Genomic DNA, 18,393 nt, shown 5'->3' on the forward strand with positions numbered 1-18,393 from the left:
TGTGATTTTATTTCTAAATTTAGGCTAAAATGCGTAACATTCTTCGTAATGGTTCAGCCGCCCCCCATAACAATTGGTCACCCACTGTAAAAGCAGAAAGATAATCTTTACCCATATTCAATTTTCGTAAACGCCCAACCGGTGTCGTTAACGTACCAGTAACAGCTGCTGGCGTTAATTCCTTCATGGATAATTGACGATCATTAGGTACGACTTTTACCCAATCATTATGAGCGGCAAGCAGTTTTTCAATTTCAGGGATACTGATATCTTTTTTCAATTTAATGGTAAAAGCTTGGCTATGACAACGTAGTGCCCCGATACGAATACAAAGTCCATCAACTGGAATAATTTGACTGGTACCTAAGATTTTATTGGTTTCAGCTTGTCCTTTCCATTCCTCTTTGCTTTGACCATTATCAAGCGCCTTATCGATCCAAGGAATTAAACTACCGGCTAATGGCACACCGAAGTTATCAGTAGGCAAGCTGCCATCACGCATTTTTTGGGTCACTTTTCTCTCAATATCTAAAATGGAAGAATGCGGATTTTGTAACTCTTTGGCAACCTCAGCATTTAGCATGCCCATTTGAGTAAGCAGTTCACGCATATGGCGCGCACCACCACCTGAAGCAGCTTGATAAGTTGAAACCGAAACCCAATCAACAAGATTTTCGGCAAATAAACCACCGAGAGACATTAACATTAAGCTCACAGTACAATTACCACCAACAAAGGTTTTAATACCTTTATCTAAAGCAGCATCAATGTTAGCTTTGTTCACTGGATCGAGCACGATAATTGCATCATCAGCCATACGTAATGTTGATGCTGCATCAATCCAATAACCTTGCCAGCCCGTTGCGCGTAATTTTGCATAAATCTCGGAGGTATAATCACCACCTTGACAAGTAACAATAATATCTAACGCTTTTAATGCATCAATATTATCTGCACTTTGTAATGTGCCTGTTTTACCGCCAAAAGTAGGAGCAGCTTGACCTGCTTGAGAAGTAGAAAAGAAAACTGGATTGATATAATCAAAATCGTGTTCTTCAACCATACGTTGCATAAGAACAGAACCTACCATTCCACGCCAACCGACAAAACCAACATTTTTCATATTTTATTTCCAAAAGTAGATGTTATATTGATAGATATTTTATCTATTAAAACAAAATATCATCATAAAACAAGTAAGATAAGAATTATTTTTACATAAGAATAAATAATAACGTGGTGTTATATATTGAAAGACAAAACAACGACAATAACAAACAAAAAAACAAATCAGCATTTGTACCAAATACTTTTTCTGAATAATTTTATTTTTTCCAATGATCAGGTTATTAGCCGACTTATTTATAACGGCTTATATGTCTCTAACACTTTTCTTAGTTAGAATACTTCTTCGTTGTGTTGGCACAAACAGAGTAAAAAAGTTGTCTATTTTATATGTTTTGCCGGATGCTTTATTCCCTTTTATTTATCATACAAAATAGTACTTCCTTTTTTAAAGAAACATTAGATGAGCTCCCGGGATTTTCACTCGTTCTATTATTGGGTTTAGGTTTTGTCAGTATTATTTTCTATGATTATTAAAATTATCAAATGTATAATTGTGAAGATGAACAAAATATAAAACGATTAAATAATAAAGAACATAATAAAAAATACAGAAGAGCAATAAAGAAACAAGAAAGAAAAAGACTAAAAAAACTTGAAAAGAACTCAAATAAATAACTTAATCATAAAATTCAAATGACTGTTAACTTAGCGCATATGGATATATGACAAAGATGTAAACATTATTAATAGTTAAATTATTTATAGGGCATATTATAGAATTTGGTGACAGAATTAACTGTCACCTGTAAATAGAAAATACACAAAATATAGGATGAGATCAGAAATCCTCATCCTGGCTTTTATTATCCATTATTGAAACAATGTTATATCGTTCAATACTTTTTACCGATACATCAATTACTTCTGATAGCAAATCATTCAATTTATTTCCGTCATCAGTTCTTAATGTAAAAGTTGTCAATAACATTGGAATATTAACACCCGCTATGACTTCTAATCGAGGATATTTAGAAACCAAATTAACCAACGTATTAAACGGTGTCCCTCCTTTTAAATCAACAAAACATAAAACATCAGAGCTTTCACGGGTTAACTTTTCTAACTTCTGCTCAATCTGCTGTTGAAAATCATCTAAAGATTGCCCCATTAGAAAAGGCACTGCCTCACATTGAGCTTGTTTACCACAAATCATTTCAACTGTTTCAATCATGCCATTAGCTGTAGATCCATGAGTACTTACTAATACTGCAATCATTGATATTGCACTCCTTAATAATCCAAGCAACGATAATAACGACGAATTGTCATTGGATGACGATTTAAATGCTCAACATATGCATCAATACGATTATTAATAGCTCGAAAAACAAATGGAGAAAGATTGCCGCGATATTTTTCTGATATACCTGGCAATTCGTAGTCTTTAGTATCAATAATGGTGTAATTCCCACAAATTTGAGGTAAAAACCTTGCAACCCTTTCACTTAATGGGCGCTGAGTATCTTCACCAACATAAACAGTAACTGCGGTATCACGATCGATAACTTCTAAAGTACCATGGAAAAATTCGGCTGATTCAATGGATTTTGAGCGTAACCAATGTTGTTCTTCCCAATAACACATTGCATGTGAATAAGTTGCCCCCCATTGATTTCCTGCTCCTACAAAATAATGCATCGCATCATTATGATGTTTTTCAGCAACTTCTTGTCCAAATTTATCAGCTTTTTTGGCTACAGCGACGATATTTTTTGCAAAATGTTGATCCATTTGTTGATAAAATTCATCATAATCAGAAAACTCATCAGCTAAAAACATTAAACGATCAGCAGTCATAAAGAATTTTAATTGCTCATTCATTGGGTAGGAGATAACATGATCAGCCATTTTACCTAATGGGGAATCAGCTTTATCCAAAAAAGCTAAAACTGTCGCGCCAACTTCTTTTTGAATCTTATCGATAGCTTGAACTACCTCTTGGGTTGAGCCCGTAACAGATGAAATAATAATCAATGTATCTTTAGTAATTCTCTTATTACCTGTTACTAAGTATTCAGCTGCATGTTGAACAAAAGTTTCAATAGCTGATTTTTCTTTCATATGTACAACTGCTTGCATTGAAGATGCATAAGTACCACCGATACCCAACCAACAAACATTGCTATAACCACGCTTGTGGATTTGATCGATAAATTGATTGATTTTTGGACGTAAAGCTAATGCGCCATTCATGCTGTCTAATTCTTTTTGTTCATCAAATTTTCTCATTTTATAATCCTCTTAATTTTAGATTTAGTTATTTGGTCAAATTCTGGGTATGTTGATTTTTCCAGATTGTGTCCTTTTAATTGTGATACTTGATAACTTAATAAGTGAATAGGTATTGTCATAAATAATGAAGTTAACAATTCATCACATTTAATATTTAGGCATAAATCCCTCGCGTTGAAGCAACTGGTAGTGTTTGCATAAATGGTTGAAATATTGGGAACATATTGCTTTAAAAATTCTTTTAAAGATTCCGCTCGTTGTGTTAGTCGCCCATGAGGTTCGATAAAAATAATACAATCATCCGTATGTAGACCTAAGTATGGACCGTGCATATACTCTTCTAGTTCTTTACCAAAAGCAGTATTTCTTACTGTTTCTGTGAATTTGGTCTCCCCTTCTCTGGCTACACCATAAGTTGCACCATAACCAATCAAAATCACTCTTTTAGAATGATAAAAAAGATCTTGATTTTGATTTACCCAAGCCTGTGATTGTTTAATGATTTGTGGTAGTGTCTGAGTAATTTTTTGTATCTGATTAAAATACAATTCAAATTGATCTTGATTTATTTCCCCTATTTTTTGACCAATAGTTAACGTGATTAATATTAAATCAAGAATCGTTACACTATAACCAGCACTTACATAAGGCATTTCTTCAACAGGAATTCCCATAGATAACACATGGCTGCTTACCTGATATAATGGGCTTTGTGAATTACTGGTAAGTGTGTAAATAGTTTGATTATTATGAACAAATTGTTCAACCAAGTGAATAGTTGAGTAGCTTTCTCCCCCTTGTGAAATAGCAAGATACAAGGTATTAAGATCATCATAGTGTAAGTAATTGGCTGCCATTGATGGATCTTCAATATAGACGGGTACTTTTAATAATTTACTCATTAAAGGTCTTGCACCATAAGCGGCATTAGCACTCGAACCTGTTGCAAAGATAACAATTGCGTTAAGTTGTTTGACTTTACTTAAATCAATGGTATTGCCAAATAATGTTTGATGGTTATTTAAAATATTTTGATAATATTCAGGTTCTAATGCGACATAATCTGCGATACTTTTCATTTTTTCTCCTTACTAGCCTAATAATCCAGTCCAAGCACCAAAAATACCAATAGCAGCAATTAATAAGAGAATCCAGTGGGCTTTAATCCCTTTTTTGACTAACACAAAGATAAATAGTGTAAAAAGTAAAGGTAAAATTTGTGGCATAACACCATCAAAAATATCTTGTAAAGATGAAGCGTCCGTGCCCGAACCTAATTTTAATGGCATATTTAATGTCACCATGGTGGCAACCATAGCCCCAACCACACAAAGTCCCAAAACTGATGCGCCATAGGATAATTTATCCATTAGTCCAGTCTTTTGAACTTTTTCAATAAACGATGCCCCAATGTTATATCCTATTAGTAAACCAAAATAACGTACTAACATTGCGGGAATATTAAAAATTAATAAAAATAAAAGAGGACCTAAAATATTACCTTCAAGTGCTAAAGAAGTACCTATCCCAGTCGCTATAACACGAAGTGTTCCCCAGAAAAATGAATCACCTAAACCACTTAATGGTCCCATTAACGCTATTTTGACATCATTAACAGAGCTTTTATCAAAATTACTATCTGTCGCATTTTGTTCTTCCATAGCAATAGAAATTCCTAAAGGAAAAGTGATTAACCATGGTGTAATATTGTAGAATTCTAAATGCCGTTGATAAGCATCAGTTAATTCTTCTTTGTTATTGCTGTAAATTTTATCTAAAGCAGGACGCATAGCATAGGAATAACCTAAGTTCATTTGTCGTTCATAATTCCATGACCACTCAGCAGTAAAAGATCGCCAGAACGTCCTTGTTAATTCTTTATTGGTTATTAATTTAGAATTCTTCATTTTCATAATTGATCTCCTGTATACCTAAAGTGTCGCCAGTATTATTATTTAACCTTTGATTGCCATCCTCTATTACATCTTTTTTTCCATTAAATGCGGAATAACCTGTCAAAATTAGAGCAATACACGCACCGAAGATGGCTACTCCAGTAACAGGCACTTTCATATAAACAGCCAAAGCAAAACCAAGAACAAAGAATGTTACATTGGTTTTTTTTATCATTATTTTCATTAACATAGCAAAACCAAACGCAGGTAATAAGCCAGTTGCTATACCTAAACCATCTATAATAAATTTAGGAATCATTTCTAATAAGTCATTGATAGCAGAACTGCCAAATAAATAAGATAATCCTACAACTAAACCAATTGGAAGATTAACAGAAAAGAATCCACCTAATAGATTCATTCGATCCATACCTTTACCATTACCTTCACATGCGTATTGATCGGCTTTATGAACAAAATAAGGAAGGATAAAAAGAAAGCATAAGTTTTTAACTAATAAAACAAATGAAGCAATCGGAATACCTAGCGTTAAAGCTATTTCCGTACTTTTACCTGCACCTATTGCAAAGGCGGTACCTAAAATACTCCCTGAGATAATTTCAGGGGGAATAGATGCCCCAATAGAAAACGATCCAACAAAAGCTAATTCTAATGTTGCCCCAATAATAATGCCTTGTGTGATGTCGCCCATGACTAAACCAGCTAAGGTACAAGTCACTAATGGTCTTGATAACATTGATGAACCTAAAAAATATTCACCGTTTGCTAACATCGCAATCAAAGCTAAAAAAATGGCTGTTAATTCGATACTCATTTTATGTACCCTCTAAACTATTTTTCAAATTTTTGCTTTAATTCATTTGGAACTTGTTGAATGTAGACATCAACTCCATCTTGTTGTAATCCTGTCAATAAATCTGCTTCTAGATCGGTTAGATTAATCGTTTTAGAATAATTTTTGGTTCCTTCTCGAGGTTTAGTTCCACCTAAATTGAGGCTTACTATTTTATCTTGAGTGTTTCGTATTAGTTTTTCAGCATCAGCAACAGATTCAACAACAATTAGCATTTGATATTTGTCGGTTATACCTGAATTAATAGCGTCAATGCTGTCATCTATTGATTTCATCACTAATTTCGCATCTTCAGGCTTAGCTAAACGAATAGCAGACTTACGTAATTCATCACTTGCAACAATATCATTAGCAACTAAAATAGTATTTGCTCCAACATTTTTGAACCATGAAACAACAACCTGACCATGCAATAAGCGATGATCAACACGTAATAATTTAATCATTGGTGTACCTCCTAGGTGAAATCGACCACATATTTAGTATTGCAAGCAAACTTATATTCAATGGCAATCGGTTCGCTATTAATATCAAAATAATGGTTAGAAATTTTAAATAATGGATCATTTATTTTGCACTGTAACTGTTTGGCTAATTCAGCATTGGCTGCAGTTAACTGCAAATCTTGTTCTAATTTATCTACTTTTTTCTTTCCTGAATTAGTAATTTCGAGCGGTGATAAAACTTTTATTATGGAAACTTGAAAGTCTGGGAAATAGCTAAGAGGCAATAAAAAAATTTCTTTCACTACATTTTTTTCAGAGACCTCTAAAAAGCTAATGTAATACATGAGTTCAGTAGGCTTTATTTTTAATAATTGACTATAATAGTTTCCTGCTTGCCTTAGGTAAGATTCTTTAATAACTTTCTTATGATTTCCATAAATATGAGGTTTAATAATGCCTGTCATTTTTAGAATCGTTTGAGTGGAAAGAGTTGGTGCAACGAATAAACCAACACCTTTTTTCCTAACAACTAAATTTTTATCAACTAATATATCAATTGCTTTCCGAATAGTTGTTCTACTTACATCATAATCTTTTTGTAATTTCCCTTCTGGGGGTAATTCTGAACCTACACCATATTGTCCTGCTTTAATTTGCTCCATTAAATGAGCTGCTATTTTTACAAATAAACTCATTTATATTTTTTCCCGTAATCGAAAATATTTTTAGCAGACAAATGATATCTAAATTGATTTCCTACTAAATATTGAACGGTATGTTCAAAAGGCTGAAAATTAATATCAAAACTGTAACTTGACACCTTATAAATCGGTGTGCCTTCAATCAATTGTAAATACGTTGCTTTATCTTTGGTTACTACTTCATAAGTAATCTCTTCACGCCCATGGCTTGGAACAAGGTGATAGCGATCTTTCAAAAACTGATAAAGAGAAACATTATTCAAATCCATTTGATCTAGTTTTTTGAACTTTTGGGATGATAAGTAGGTAATTTCATATGATAGTGGAACTTCACCTAATACACGCTGTCTTATAATTCTAGTTAAGTGTTCATTTGAACCAAAAAATATTCTTAGTTCAGCGGGCATTGTAATGATTTTATTAGAAATGACTTTTATTTTGATTTGAGCATTATCAGCTTGTTTAACTTCTTCACTTAATGAAGACATTTTTAACATATTAATTTCAAAAGCTTTACTGCATTCTAAATTTTTCCCATTATCGAATAAATAGCCTTCTAGCATTAAGCAATGTAATGCTTTTTTTACTGTTGTTCGACTAACATTAAAGTGTTCAGCAAGCCCTCTTTCTGTTGGTATTTTCTTAATAACAGACGGATTTGCTTTAATTTGTTCTTCAACATAAGTTTTAGAAGCAACATCACGATATTCCAAAGGCACTTCCCCATTTTTTGGGTTCATTTATCCAAAATGTGTATTTAAATCTACACAACAATCTGTAAAAAAGAAATAAAAAAATACATGTTACTAATTTTTAGTGCCAATATTGTTGTCTTGATCACAATTTTCAGTATCAATACACAAAATCAAATAAAAAATGGTAGAAATACATAGTAACTTGAGATGGAATTTATAAGGGAAGAAAATAAACAATCTTTTGAATTATTTGTTAGAATATCAGTAATAAATGGATCAGTTTGAAGACAATAAAACCCTACTAAAATAAATAGGCTTTTAATTTAAACTTGGTCGGCGAGAGAGGATTCGAACCTCCGACCCACTGGTCCCAAACCAGTTGCGCTACCAAGCTGCGCTACTCGCCGTTAGATGTGGAGCTCTATTAAATGGGGTGGCTAATGGGATTCGAACCCACGACAACTGGAATCACAATCCAGGGCTCTACCAACTGAGCTATAGCCACCATAGAAGCAGGACGAAATATTACGCATAAAAAATAATATTGTCCAGTATAATTTTTAAAAAACACATCAATTGATTATATAAAAAGCGTTAGAAGTATAAAATTTGATAACCTTAAATGATTCTAACATGATTGGATATTCATAAATATTAGTTTCATAATACTTGTTGTTTCACTTTTTATCTCCATATTATATTTATAAAATAATATTCGTTGATAAAATATTACATATGTTATTACGAATGTTATTTTGTATAACTTAGTTAAGAATTGAATGATATGATCTCCTAATAATCATTCAATTTCACTTATATGTTATTTTTAGTTTAAAATTTATACTGAAATGTATAGTTAATATGAACTTTTTTACGTAATTTGATAGTAAATTAAATAATCAGGAATAGCTTAAAATATGTAATATTTTAGTAAAACTACCTGACTTTTTTTTTATTATTGCAATAATGTAACTACCTAAAATTAGATAATAATGGCGATATATGATAAATATTTTATTAATTGATGATGATATTGAATTATCACAGATGCTTAGTGAATATTTGACTAATGAAGGCTTTAATATCAAAAGCGTTTATTTGGGTAAAAATGGAATCGATGAAGCATTATCGGGTAAATATCGTGCAGCAATCTTAGATGTGATGCTACCAGATATTAATGGTATTGATGTATTAAAAAGTATCCGTCAACAATGTAATATGCCTGTTATCATGCTAACAGCCAAAGGCGATAATATTGATCGCGTCTTGGGATTAGAATTAGGCGCTGATGATTATATCCCTAAGCCATGTTATCCGCGTGAACTATTGGCAAGATTACGTGCTGTTTTACGACGATTTGACGAACGTTCAGTTGAAATGGTTGATGATAAAAAATACCATTTTAACGGTTTGACGCTAGATCTACCACAGCGATTATGTACTTGGAATGGACAAGTTATTGACTTAACATCCACTGAGTTTAATTTGTTAGTTCTATTGGTAAAACATAACGAACGTGTAGTAACAAAAGAAGAATTATCCGAAATTGGTCTTGGACGAGCACGAGAACTTTACGATCGTAGTGTAGATGTACATATCAGTAACATTCGCCAAAAATTACATCAAGTTGCACAAAATGATGTAACAATTGAAACGATTAGGGCTGTCGGTTACCGTATTCGTTAATGATCCAATAGGCTTGAAATGAATCATCGATTATTTTGGAAAATACTCATTATATTTGGGGTCATCTTTTACCTTACCTTCCAATTAACTTGGATTGCGTTTTCAATTTATGTAGAAAATAAAACGCAAAGATTCCTCAATCATATGCCGACAAAAGTCGATATGATTGCTCAGTTATTACATGTAGCAGGTGAAGATGAGACGCTTAATTTTATAGCACATTTACCTGAACAAGAAAGAAGTTTATTGTCAATAAAATTAGTTTCCCCTATTAATGAGCAAGTCAATATTTTAACCGATGAATTAGAAACACCAACCTATGCCTATCAACGCATGGCCGTAGCACCAGACGGCACACTTTATTCTATTTCATTTAAAGAGGATAAAGATGACCATAACAAAAAAGCGTTGTTTAATATGCCAATGCCAATTGTGTTAATGGGGATATGTGTTGGGCTTGTTTTTAGCCTTTTTTTGGCGTGGAATTTAACCAGGCCAATGAGGCTATTAAGACAAGGTTTTTTCAGAGTATCTCAAGGCGATCTTTCAGTTAGATTATTCAATAAATTAAAACCCCGTCGCGATGAGTTAAGTGAGCTAGGTAAAGATTTTGATATGATGGTTGAACAACTTAATATCTTGATCTCTGACCGTCAATCGCTCCTTCATGATGTTTCTCATGAACTCAGAACACCACTTGCCCGTTTACAGTTAGCAATTGGGCTTGCTCAACAAAATAAGCAGAATATTGATACAGCTTTGGCTAGAATAGAATTAGAATCACAACGATTAGATCAGTTAATTGGTGAGATTCTAAATTATTCTCGTGCTGAAATGAATAATCGTACTGATGAATATTTTGATTTAAAAGCCTTAATAAGTGTCGTTATCAATGATGCTAACTACGAGGCTAATCACCAATTAATTGATGTACATTTCACTTCATCATCAATTACTCATTCAATTGTTAAAGGCAATTCAGAACAGATACGCCGCGCAGTTGAAAATATTATACGAAATGCAATCCGCTTTTCAAAATCAGGACAAGCGGTAGAAGTTTCTTTAAAAGAAACAGGCAAGTATTTACAAATTGAAGTTAAAGATCGTGGACCTGGTGTTGAAGCAAATAAATTATCCAGTATTTTTGAACCGTTTGTCCGAATTCAGTCACCTCAATTAGGTAAAGGCTATGGTTTAGGGTTAGCAATAGCCAGAAAAACCGTCATTATGCATAACGGTACTATCCAAGCAACAAATCGAGATGGAGGTGGACTTATTGTAACAATTTGCCTGCCTTATTGGAGAAATCTTTAACACTAACTGTTAATAACAGTCAGCATTAACGGTCAATACATACTCTTTAACAAGGCTTTCTAGTTTAATTTTATCATGACCAGTGAAGTTTAAGATCCTCATGATTGCATCTGGATCACGCTCTAATATAGCTTTATATTGTGCAATATATTGGCTAGAAATAGGCTGGTATGACCAGTGCCATTCTTCAAGTTGATATCCGCCGCTTCTTCCGTTATTAAATGCTTGGCAAAATCCATATTTGGGTAGATTTGCTTGAAGCCATTTATAAAGAATAATACCTTTTGGGTCATTTCTAAAATATTCCGAAGAAACACTAGTAATATCGACATCCGTTCCCCAGTGATGACGGGAAGTGCCTGGCATTGATGAATATTTTAAAATTTCTTCCGCAATTTTTTGAGGATCATTAAATTTAGCAGACAACGCATCCCATTTCCGTTGCCAAATTCCACTTTGGTAAGTGTAGTTACGTGTTGCACTTACCACAATAAAAGGGATATTTGGATACTCTTTTTTAAAGTCTTTAAACGCTTTTACTAGCTGCTCTGCTGCTTCTTTTTGTAGATACATTCCTTTTTTATTAACAGGCAACTCAGTTGAGTCTAATGTAATAAAATCCTTATCCTTTTTTTCATCAAATTGTCCTGTTAGTTTATTTAATGATATTGTTTGCGCCATAGTAGCAGTCGAACATAAAAGTAACGTTAATGATTGAATTAAACAAAGAATGGTTTTTAATTTTGTTGATTTACCTTTCATTTTAAATATTACATCTATTCTTTAATAGCAAGATAAGGTGAAAAACAGTATAATCTTTTTTCTAAAAATTGAAATAGCCATAATGTGTAAAAACGAGGCCTTATGTCAACACCATGTACATTCACTATGTCTGCAAGTTGTTCAGACTCTCCAAACGCAATGAATCTAACTACAATGAATCCAAGTAACGAAAAAATAAATTTACTCAATTTCACACGCCAACAATTAAGAGAATTCTTCATTTCACTCGGCGAAAAACCATTTAGAGCTGATCAGGTGATGAAATGGATCTATCATTTTGGGATAGATGATTTCGATCAAATGACCGATATCAATAAGAAACTACGGGAACAATTAAAAACTTTAGCTGAAATTAAAGCTCCGAAAATTGCCATAGAACAACGTTCGTCTGACGGTACAATAAAATGGGCTCTTGATGTGGGTAACAACCAATTGATTGAGTCTGTTTATATACCTGAACGAGATCGTGCTACATTATGTGTTTCTTCTCAGGTTGGTTGTGCCCTAGAGTGTAAATTTTGTTCAACTGCTCAACAAGGATTTAATCGTAATTTAACTGTTTCTGAAATTATTGGCCAAGTTTGGCGTGCATCAAATGCTATTGGGGTAACGGGTAAATTAGCTGATAGACCTATCACCAACGTAGTGATGATGGGAATGGGCGAACCACTACTTAATTTATCTAATGTCGCTCCCGCAATGGAAATTATGTTAGATGATTTTGGCTATGGTTTATCCAAAAGGAGGGTAACACTCTCCACTTCGGGCGTGGTTCCTGCCTTAGATAAGCTTGCCGGTATGATTGATGTTGCATTAGCCATTTCACTTCATGCTCCAAATGATAAGATTAGAAGTGAAATTATGCCAATAAATCAAAAATATAATATGGCAATGTTACGTGATTCTATTTTGCGTTATCTTTCTACTTCAAATGCTAATCATGGCAAGGTAACAATTGAATATGTGCTACTTAATCAAATTAACGACAGTGTTGAACATGCCCATGAACTTGCTACATTTTTAAAAAATGTGCCAAGTAAAATTAATTTGATTCCTTGGAATCCGTTTCCTGGTGCACCTTATTCGCGTTGCTCAAATACTCGTATTGACCGTTTTATGAAAACATTAATGGGATATGGATTTACTGTCATTGTCCGTAAAACACGTGGTGATGATATTGATGCCGCATGCGGCCAGTTAGCTGGTGAAGTGGTTGACCGTACTAAAAGAACACTTTATAAAAAACAAAATATTGTCCAGCAAATAGCATAAGAATAAACCTTTATACAGAAAGGAAAGATAGATGAAAAAATTGTTAATGTTATTTAGCTATTTTTTGATAATAATACTGTCTGGTTGTCAAATGAAAAGCAACGATGAATTTGACCCAGAAAAAGCAGCTTTAGCAAGAATGCGACTTGGGCTGGGTTATCTTGCTAAAGCAAATGAGTCAGAAGAAAATATTAAAGCAGCACATTATAATCTAAAATTAGCAGCGCAATACTCACCAGACAACCCTCAAGTCATGTTGGCGATGGCAATGTTTGATCAACATGTGGGTGAATATAACGAAGCCGAAATGATTTACAAACGTATTACGTTAATGCAGCCAGGTAATGGATTATATCATGTACATTATGGTTCTTTTTTATGTGGTCTGAATCGTTATCAAGAAGCAAAAGCACAGTTTGAACAAAGTATTGAGTTAGATCGCCATCGTTGGAAAGCTGATGCTTATGAGCAATATGGCTATTGTGCTATCCAAAATAATGATAAAAAAACAGCTGATTTAATGTTTAAACAACTTTTCCAGTATGACGGAAATAGACGAGATAATGTCAAAAAAGCAGCTGAAATTTATCAAAAAAAAGGGGATATTAAAATTGCAAATTATTTGTTTTCAGTAACAAAAGAATAAGGCACAAACAATTATTATTTAAACCGTTAACATCACTATAATTTTTAGTAAAAGTATATGTCATGAGCTTTTGGACTATTTTGTTATTAGCATTGGCAATGTCAACCGATGCCTTTGCAGTCGCTATTTGTCGAGGGATTTCCCTTAAATCAATACCATTCATTGACGCATTAAAAGTCGGTATTTTATTTGGTGTTGTTGAGGCTATTACACCTTTACTCGGTTGGTTAATTGGTTATATTGCACTGCAATATATCGAACAATGGGATCATTGGGTTGTTTTTGGCGTCATGTTATTTTTAGGCCTTAACATGATCTATAATAGTTTCAAACAGACTGATGATAATTGTCAAGAAAATGAAGTTGCATCATCAAAAAAATCTTTTTTGATGTTAGTTTTTACTGCTATATCAACCAGCATAGATGCATTTGCTGTTGGTGTTGGATTGGCACTCGCTAGTGTCAATATCTGTTTTGCTTCAACAATGATTGGGATTGCAACCTGTTTAATGGTCACCTTCGGATTATTATTGGGCAATAAAATGGGATGTTTAATTGGTAAGCGAGCTGAATTCTTAGGAGGGCTAGTGCTTATCATGATTGGAACAATAACACTTTATCAACATCTATCTAATTAGTCCTTCTTTGGTTTTTATCTTGCCGAACTTCTTATTTTAAAGAGGATTCTTATAGTGTTATCATATGCCCTTAAAGTAAGCCCATGGTAATGTAAAATAAAACTGTTACCTTTGCTGATAACAGTTTGTGGAAAACATCTCTATTTTACATTTTTTTAAATTTTACAAAATGTCATATCAAAACTACGAGTCTGCTGATTATAAACTGCTTGGAATACACCTTTATCATTAGGATTTTGTAAAATATGATTTACGATAAATGGCCTAATATTAGTTTTAATATAACCAGGCAATCCCCGAGCACCACGAATTAAATCGTAATGATCATGACAAAATGCACTTATACAAGAATCTGATATCTCTACAGTAAAACCACGAGGCTGATATGCTTGATTTAGCTTATCTATTTCGCGTCGAATAATCTGCTCAATAACCTCCATAGGAAGACGTTTAAAATGGAGAATATTTTCACGTCCATTAAACCGATTAAGCAGTTCAGAACGATAAGTATTATTAAGTTCATTTGTCGCTAATTCGCATGCAGCTTCATTAGAAAGGTTCGGATCTAAATAGTAAGGTTGTCCAATATTTGAGGTCATAATAATCATAATATCAGAAAAGTCGACTGTTCGACCTACATTATCTGTTAACCGTCCATCCGATAAGATCTGTAAAAAGATATTAAATACATCAGGATGTGCTTTTTCAATCTCATCAAACAGATAGATTCCAACGGGTTTTGCTCTAACTGAGTTTGTTAAAATTCCACCAGCCTCAAATCCTTCATATCCTGGTGGTGCACCAATCAATTTAGCGACAGCATGTTTTTCCATGTATTCAGACATATCAAAACGAACCAACGATTTTTCGTCACCATAGACGTATTGTGCTAAGGCTTTAGCCATTTCGGTTTTACCCACGCCCGATGGACCTAAAAATAGATAAGACATTGCTGGACCAGATTCGTGTAGCGCATCAACTTTAGCAACTTTTACCGAATTGGCTACGTGTTTGACAATACTATCTTGACCAAAGATTCGAGATAATAAATTTGTCTCTAAATTAATCAAGTTTTCAACTTCATTTTCATCCAATCTATTTGCCGGAATTCCTGAAACTTTGCTAAATTCAGTGATCACTTCTTGGCGATCTAGTCGCAAATCTTTATTAGCTAACATGACTAATTTTTTGTGTCGCTCGTTATTTTGTGCAATTTCTGCATCAATTTGTCGAATCTTTTCTTTTAATTTAGCTACTGAAGGAGAATCAAATCCGCCAGCCGTAAACTGAGCAAATGTTTTTACAGTAGTCGGCTGTGAATTATTGTTGTTATCCTCTTCTTCTTGCAGCTGAGTGATTTCATCTTGCAATTGAAAGCGTAATGTTTCAGCATCACGTTGATATTGATAAGTTTTATTAATTTCTGACTTCAATTCATGCCAATCTTTCTGCCATTGTTCAAGTTGTTGTTGCAAATCTTGCCGTTCGGTTTCATTGTTACTTTTTGCAATTTTATCCATTAATTCAACAATTTTAGGATGCTGTTTATGCGTAAGTTGTCGGTAACTAGCCAGTGCGCGATCAAGTAACGAAATCGCTCTTTGAGGTTGTGCTCCACCTAAGCCTAAACTATCGCGATATTTACTAGTTAAGTGTATCGCTTCATCAATAGCACCTTCATTAATTTGAATTTTATGATGATCAGAAAGATCTTTGGCAACCACCGAAACAATATTTTTCAAATCATCACCAACCGGCTCTTTAACATCGTAAAGCGTGTAAAGTTCTGGCATTTTCGTACTAGCTTTTAATACACTACTCAGTTTATCGTCTCGTACCTCCAAAATAACTTGAAAATTATTTGATTTATCGGCGTTATTTAACGCATTAATAAAATGAGCATTACCAGTATTATGTGCCCCCTCCAAAAAATTAGCTGTATCGGTAATAATTAACACAGATTCGGGCGTTTGCATTAACTTTTTTAAGATACTTTGAAATTCATTATTAATCTTAGCACTATCACCGCTCGAAAAGAGCGCATCGCAATTCAACCAAAATAATTTTTTTACAATCAAATCAAATGGTGTATCTGGACTATTTTTAATAGCCTGTAAACCAAGGGTAAGCATTGAAACACCTACCCCCGCTGGCCCTGTTAATAAAAGTGAATTTGATGATTTTCGAATTAGAATAGACGATATTCGTTCTAAATCATGTTCCCTACCTACTAAGGTAAAATTAGGATATTGCGCTAAATATTCACGCCCTCTAACTAACAACATTATGCGTTCCTTTATTACAGTTTAAAAGGTGAGGTTGTGCCACTAGTGCTTTCTTTTTTCGTTTCAGATTTTTCTGATAAAACATCGCCTGTCACCGCAATAAACTCTCGCGTATCACTTTGAACGTCTTTAGACATTTTTTCAATTTCTTCTAAATTCGCACGCATTGTTTCTAGTGCTGAACGAGTGATTTCAGTCGCTTCTTTTTGGGTATCGCCAAACTCTGCTAAGTTTTGTAACATAGCTTCTAAATCGTTATTAATTTCATCACGCCCAGTTGCAATTCGAATTGCTTCATTTTTTGCAATATCATTTGTAACTCGAGTCATTTCGGCTAAAGTATTACCTGCCATTGATTGTGCCTCATTAATCGCTGCTGAGTTAACGGCAGTTACCACAACACTAAGTTGTGAGGCCACCGATGCAATACCTCGTGAATGCATTGCTCTTGCACTTTCAACTTGTTTTTTCGTTGCTGCTTGCATATTGCGAATTTTGATGGCTTCTGTTGTTAATTCGCCATAGGTCTGCATGGTATCAACCGTGGCAGTTGACACTGTGTCAATATGTTCATCTAAATTGCGTCTAGCCTCATCAAGCTTCATTGACTCTAACAGATTATCACCAACATCTTTATTTTCAAGCTCTTGTCTACGTTCCCTATGTACTTTTTCAACTTTTTTAGTGGCTTCGTTCATAATGGCATAAATTTGTATCATATTGCCATTATTGTCACTAAGCCCTTCAATTTGTTTAACCATTTTTTCCAGATGATTACGAATTGCACCAAAACGTTCTTTGCCTTGATTAACAAATTTTAACGCTGATTCAACCATATCTGCTTGGCGCAATGTATGCTGTTCTGAAGTTAAATTCAGCAACTCTTTTAATTTTTCAATATCCAGTGATTCCGTACGTTGCTCATGGCGTTGTGTAATTTCTGTTTGGATATCATTTAACACTTTATTCTTATTTTGGATTTGTTCTCTTAACTGAGTGATTTTTTCTTCATTAAGATCAATTTTTTCTTTTGATAAAGCCTTAATTTTCCCAAAACCAAAGAATGTTTTATCTTGCTGCAATAAAACTATTTCTTTTTGTAGTCCTGATATTTGTTTTTCTATATTTGTAATTTCGCCTTGCACATTGGTTTTTTGCGCAGCTTTTTCTTCATCCCACTCTTGATCGGCTTTGATTTGAGCTAAAGCATTCCGAGTTTCACCATTTTGGCGTAAGTTATACAGTGCATCAGTAAGCTCGGTAAGGGGTTTTATTTTTTCAATAAAGTCATTAAGATCATTATTAAAATCCGCATAAACTCTTTGTAACTCAGCAAATACTTCGGTATCGGTCATCTCGATACGCTGCTTAGACATCTCTTCTGAAATAGATTGCAAATATTCTTTAAATGTATCAAATTCTTGAATTTTGGCTCGATCAGCCTCTTTATTATCAGTAAATTCTAAAATGTGAGTGACTTCTTCTACTTTTTGTTCAAGAGAAAGACTATCTGAAAAAATAACTTTAAAAAAAGTATTTTCTTTAATTTTATCAAGCGGATTTTCTACTTTAGCTGCTTTTTGTCGCTGTCTAACCGAATAATCACTCTGTTCAGTGGTGGCCACTTTTTTTCTTGAAGATACACTCATTATTTCTTTCCTTATTATATTATTTGTTTCTATATTTACTGATTATTTATCGACTTTAAATCCCATTTCAAATAAAAAGGATAAATCGTGAAATACAAATTTATTCTTAAAAAGATAAGTTTCATCTTTTCATGATGTTATTATCTATT

At 33.6% G+C, this 18,393-nt stretch carries 17 protein-coding genes and 2 tRNA genes; 5 read left to right on the top strand and 14 right to left on the bottom strand.

Going from position 1 to position 18,393, the window contains the following annotated elements; translation table 11 throughout:
- Positions 1 to 19: 19 nt before the first annotated feature.
- The 11 genes from asd to GA0061081_RS05795 all read right to left on the bottom strand — a co-directional run bounded on the left by asd (position 20) and on the right by GA0061081_RS05795 (position 8,476).
- A complete protein-coding gene (gene asd / locus GA0061081_RS05745; protein WP_091348065.1) occupies positions 20 to 1,123 on the bottom strand; it encodes an aspartate-semialdehyde dehydrogenase in 1,104 nt (367 codons plus the stop codon).
- Positions 1,124 to 1,906: 783 nt separating this feature from the next.
- Positions 1,907 to 2,344: a PTS sugar transporter subunit IIA gene (locus GA0061081_RS05750; RefSeq protein ID WP_091348068.1), complete on the bottom strand. Its 438-nt coding sequence runs from the start codon at positions 2,342 to 2,344 to the stop codon at positions 1,907 to 1,909.
- Between the two features lie 14 nt (positions 2,345 to 2,358).
- On the bottom strand, positions 2,359 to 3,357 hold the full coding sequence (locus tag GA0061081_RS05755; protein ID WP_091348070.1) for an SIS domain-containing protein: 999 nt from the start codon (positions 3,355 to 3,357) through the stop codon (positions 2,359 to 2,361).
- On the bottom strand, positions 3,354 to 4,439 hold the full coding sequence (locus GA0061081_RS05760) for an SIS domain-containing protein (RefSeq protein ID WP_091348073.1): 1,086 nt from the start codon (positions 4,437 to 4,439) through the stop codon (positions 3,354 to 3,356). The genes GA0061081_RS05755 and GA0061081_RS05760 overlap by 4 nt, the downstream gene beginning before the upstream one ends.
- Before the next feature lie 12 nt (positions 4,440 to 4,451).
- A complete protein-coding gene (locus tag GA0061081_RS05765) occupies positions 4,452 to 5,273 on the bottom strand; it encodes a PTS system mannose/fructose/sorbose family transporter subunit IID (RefSeq protein WP_091348075.1) in 822 nt (273 codons plus the stop codon).
- Positions 5,254 to 6,090 (bottom strand): PTS mannose/fructose/sorbose/N-acetylgalactosamine transporter subunit IIC, encoded by an 837-nt coding sequence (locus GA0061081_RS05770; RefSeq protein WP_091348078.1) that lies wholly within the window; start codon positions 6,088 to 6,090, stop codon positions 5,254 to 5,256. The genes GA0061081_RS05765 and GA0061081_RS05770 overlap by 20 nt, the downstream gene beginning before the upstream one ends.
- 17 nt (positions 6,091 to 6,107) lie before the next feature.
- The gene (locus GA0061081_RS05775) at positions 6,108 to 6,575 is read right to left on the bottom strand and encodes a PTS sugar transporter subunit IIB (RefSeq protein WP_091348080.1); all 468 of its coding nucleotides are present in this window, start codon (positions 6,573 to 6,575) and stop codon (positions 6,108 to 6,110) included.
- Positions 6,576 to 6,586: 11 nt separating this feature from the next.
- Positions 6,587 to 7,270: a GntR family transcriptional regulator gene (locus tag GA0061081_RS05780; protein WP_091348083.1), complete on the bottom strand. Its 684-nt coding sequence runs from the start codon at positions 7,268 to 7,270 to the stop codon at positions 6,587 to 6,589.
- The gene (locus tag GA0061081_RS05785) at positions 7,267 to 7,989 is read right to left on the bottom strand and encodes a GntR family transcriptional regulator (RefSeq protein WP_167349312.1); all 723 of its coding nucleotides are present in this window, start codon (positions 7,987 to 7,989) and stop codon (positions 7,267 to 7,269) included. Before GA0061081_RS05785 ends, GA0061081_RS05780 begins: the two co-directional genes overlap by 4 nt.
- A 312-nt stretch (positions 7,990 to 8,301) precedes the next feature.
- A tRNA-Pro gene (locus GA0061081_RS05790) sits at positions 8,302 to 8,378 on the bottom strand.
- Between the two features lie 22 nt (positions 8,379 to 8,400).
- A tRNA-His gene (locus GA0061081_RS05795) sits at positions 8,401 to 8,476 on the bottom strand.
- Positions 8,477 to 8,976: 500 nt separating this feature from the next.
- Between GA0061081_RS05795 and GA0061081_RS05800 the strand changes: the two genes are divergently transcribed.
- Both GA0061081_RS05800 and GA0061081_RS05805 read left to right on the top strand, forming a co-directional pair.
- A complete protein-coding gene (locus GA0061081_RS05800; RefSeq protein WP_091348191.1) occupies positions 8,977 to 9,657 on the top strand; it encodes a response regulator transcription factor in 681 nt (226 codons plus the stop codon).
- A 144-nt stretch (positions 9,658 to 9,801) separates the two neighbouring features.
- A complete protein-coding gene (locus GA0061081_RS05805) occupies positions 9,802 to 10,971 on the top strand; it encodes an ATP-binding protein (RefSeq protein WP_202983845.1) in 1,170 nt (389 codons plus the stop codon).
- 9 nt (positions 10,972 to 10,980) lie between these two features.
- On the opposite strand, the gene GA0061081_RS05810 is transcribed toward GA0061081_RS05805, so the two are convergent.
- Positions 10,981 to 11,733 carry a M15 family metallopeptidase gene (locus GA0061081_RS05810; protein WP_091348091.1) on the bottom strand — a complete coding sequence of 251 codons (753 nt, stop codon included), beginning with the start codon at positions 11,731 to 11,733 and terminating at the stop codon, positions 10,981 to 10,983.
- Between the two features lie 126 nt (positions 11,734 to 11,859).
- Here GA0061081_RS05810 and rlmN point away from each other — a divergent pair, with 126 nt between their 5' ends.
- The 3 genes from rlmN to GA0061081_RS05825 all read left to right on the top strand — a co-directional run bounded on the left by rlmN (position 11,860) and on the right by GA0061081_RS05825 (position 14,310).
- A complete protein-coding gene (rlmN, locus tag GA0061081_RS05815) occupies positions 11,860 to 13,026 on the top strand; it encodes a dual-specificity RNA methyltransferase RlmN (protein WP_425337787.1) in 1,167 nt (388 codons plus the stop codon).
- 31 nt (positions 13,027 to 13,057) lie between these two features.
- Positions 13,058 to 13,672, top strand: coding sequence for a tetratricopeptide repeat protein (locus GA0061081_RS05820; protein ID WP_091348097.1), 615 nt, complete (start codon positions 13,058 to 13,060; stop codon positions 13,670 to 13,672).
- A gap of 62 nt (positions 13,673 to 13,734) precedes the next feature.
- Entirely contained in the window at positions 13,735 to 14,310 is a 576-nt protein-coding gene (locus GA0061081_RS05825) for a manganese efflux pump MntP (RefSeq protein WP_091348101.1), read from the top strand.
- A gap of 155 nt (positions 14,311 to 14,465) precedes the next feature.
- Here GA0061081_RS05825 and GA0061081_RS05830 read toward each other — a convergent pair whose 3' ends face one another.
- A complete protein-coding gene (locus tag GA0061081_RS05830) occupies positions 14,466 to 16,595 on the bottom strand; it encodes an AAA family ATPase (protein ID WP_091348107.1) in 2,130 nt (709 codons plus the stop codon).
- A 14-nt stretch (positions 16,596 to 16,609) separates the two neighbouring features.
- On the bottom strand, positions 16,610 to 18,244 hold the full coding sequence (locus GA0061081_RS05835; RefSeq protein ID WP_091348112.1) for a coiled-coil domain-containing protein: 1,635 nt from the start codon (positions 18,242 to 18,244) through the stop codon (positions 16,610 to 16,612).
- Positions 18,245 to 18,393: the final 149 nt, after the last annotated feature.

Origin of the sequence: Gilliamella bombicola (assembly GCF_900094945.1) — a bacterium.
Taxonomy (GTDB): domain Bacteria; phylum Pseudomonadota; class Gammaproteobacteria; order Enterobacterales; family Orbaceae; genus Gilliamella; species Gilliamella bombicola.

Bases quoted from the DNA above. Each gene is read 5' to 3' on its own strand.
- GA0061081_RS05760 (WP_091348073.1), bottom strand. From the start codon at position 4,439: ATGAAAAGTATCGCAGATTATGTCGCATTAGAACCTGAATATTATCAA.
- GA0061081_RS05820 (WP_091348097.1), top strand. From the start codon at position 13,058: ATGAAAAAATTGTTAATGTTATTTAGCTATTTTTTGATAATAATACTG.
- GA0061081_RS05805 (WP_202983845.1), top strand. From the start codon at position 9,802: ATGCCGACAAAAGTCGATATGATTGCTCAGTTATTACATGTAGCAGGT.
- GA0061081_RS05775 (WP_091348080.1), bottom strand. From the start codon at position 6,575: ATGATTAAATTATTACGTGTTGATCATCGCTTATTGCATGGTCAGGTT.
- GA0061081_RS05770 (WP_091348078.1), bottom strand. From the start codon at position 6,090: ATGAGTATCGAATTAACAGCCATTTTTTTAGCTTTGATTGCGATGTTA.
- asd (WP_091348065.1), bottom strand. From the start codon at position 1,123: ATGAAAAATGTTGGTTTTGTCGGTTGGCGTGGAATGGTAGGTTCTGTT.
- GA0061081_RS05780 (WP_091348083.1), bottom strand. From the start codon at position 7,270: ATGAGTTTATTTGTAAAAATAGCAGCTCATTTAATGGAGCAAATTAAA.
- GA0061081_RS05765 (WP_091348075.1), bottom strand. From the start codon at position 5,273: ATGAAAATGAAGAATTCTAAATTAATAACCAATAAAGAATTAACAAGG.
- GA0061081_RS05755 (WP_091348070.1), bottom strand. From the start codon at position 3,357: ATGAGAAAATTTGATGAACAAAAAGAATTAGACAGCATGAATGGCGCA.
- GA0061081_RS05825 (WP_091348101.1), top strand. From the start codon at position 13,735: ATGAGCTTTTGGACTATTTTGTTATTAGCATTGGCAATGTCAACCGAT.
- GA0061081_RS05835 (WP_091348112.1), bottom strand. From the start codon at position 18,244: ATGAGTGTATCTTCAAGAAAAAAAGTGGCCACCACTGAACAGAGTGAT.
- GA0061081_RS05830 (WP_091348107.1), bottom strand. From the start codon at position 16,595: ATGTTGTTAGTTAGAGGGCGTGAATATTTAGCGCAATATCCTAATTTT.
- GA0061081_RS05810 (WP_091348091.1), bottom strand. From the start codon at position 11,733: ATGAAAGGTAAATCAACAAAATTAAAAACCATTCTTTGTTTAATTCAA.
- GA0061081_RS05750 (WP_091348068.1), bottom strand. From the start codon at position 2,344: ATGATTGCAGTATTAGTAAGTACTCATGGATCTACAGCTAATGGCATG.
- rlmN (WP_425337787.1), top strand. From the start codon at position 11,860: ATGTCTGCAAGTTGTTCAGACTCTCCAAACGCAATGAATCTAACTACA.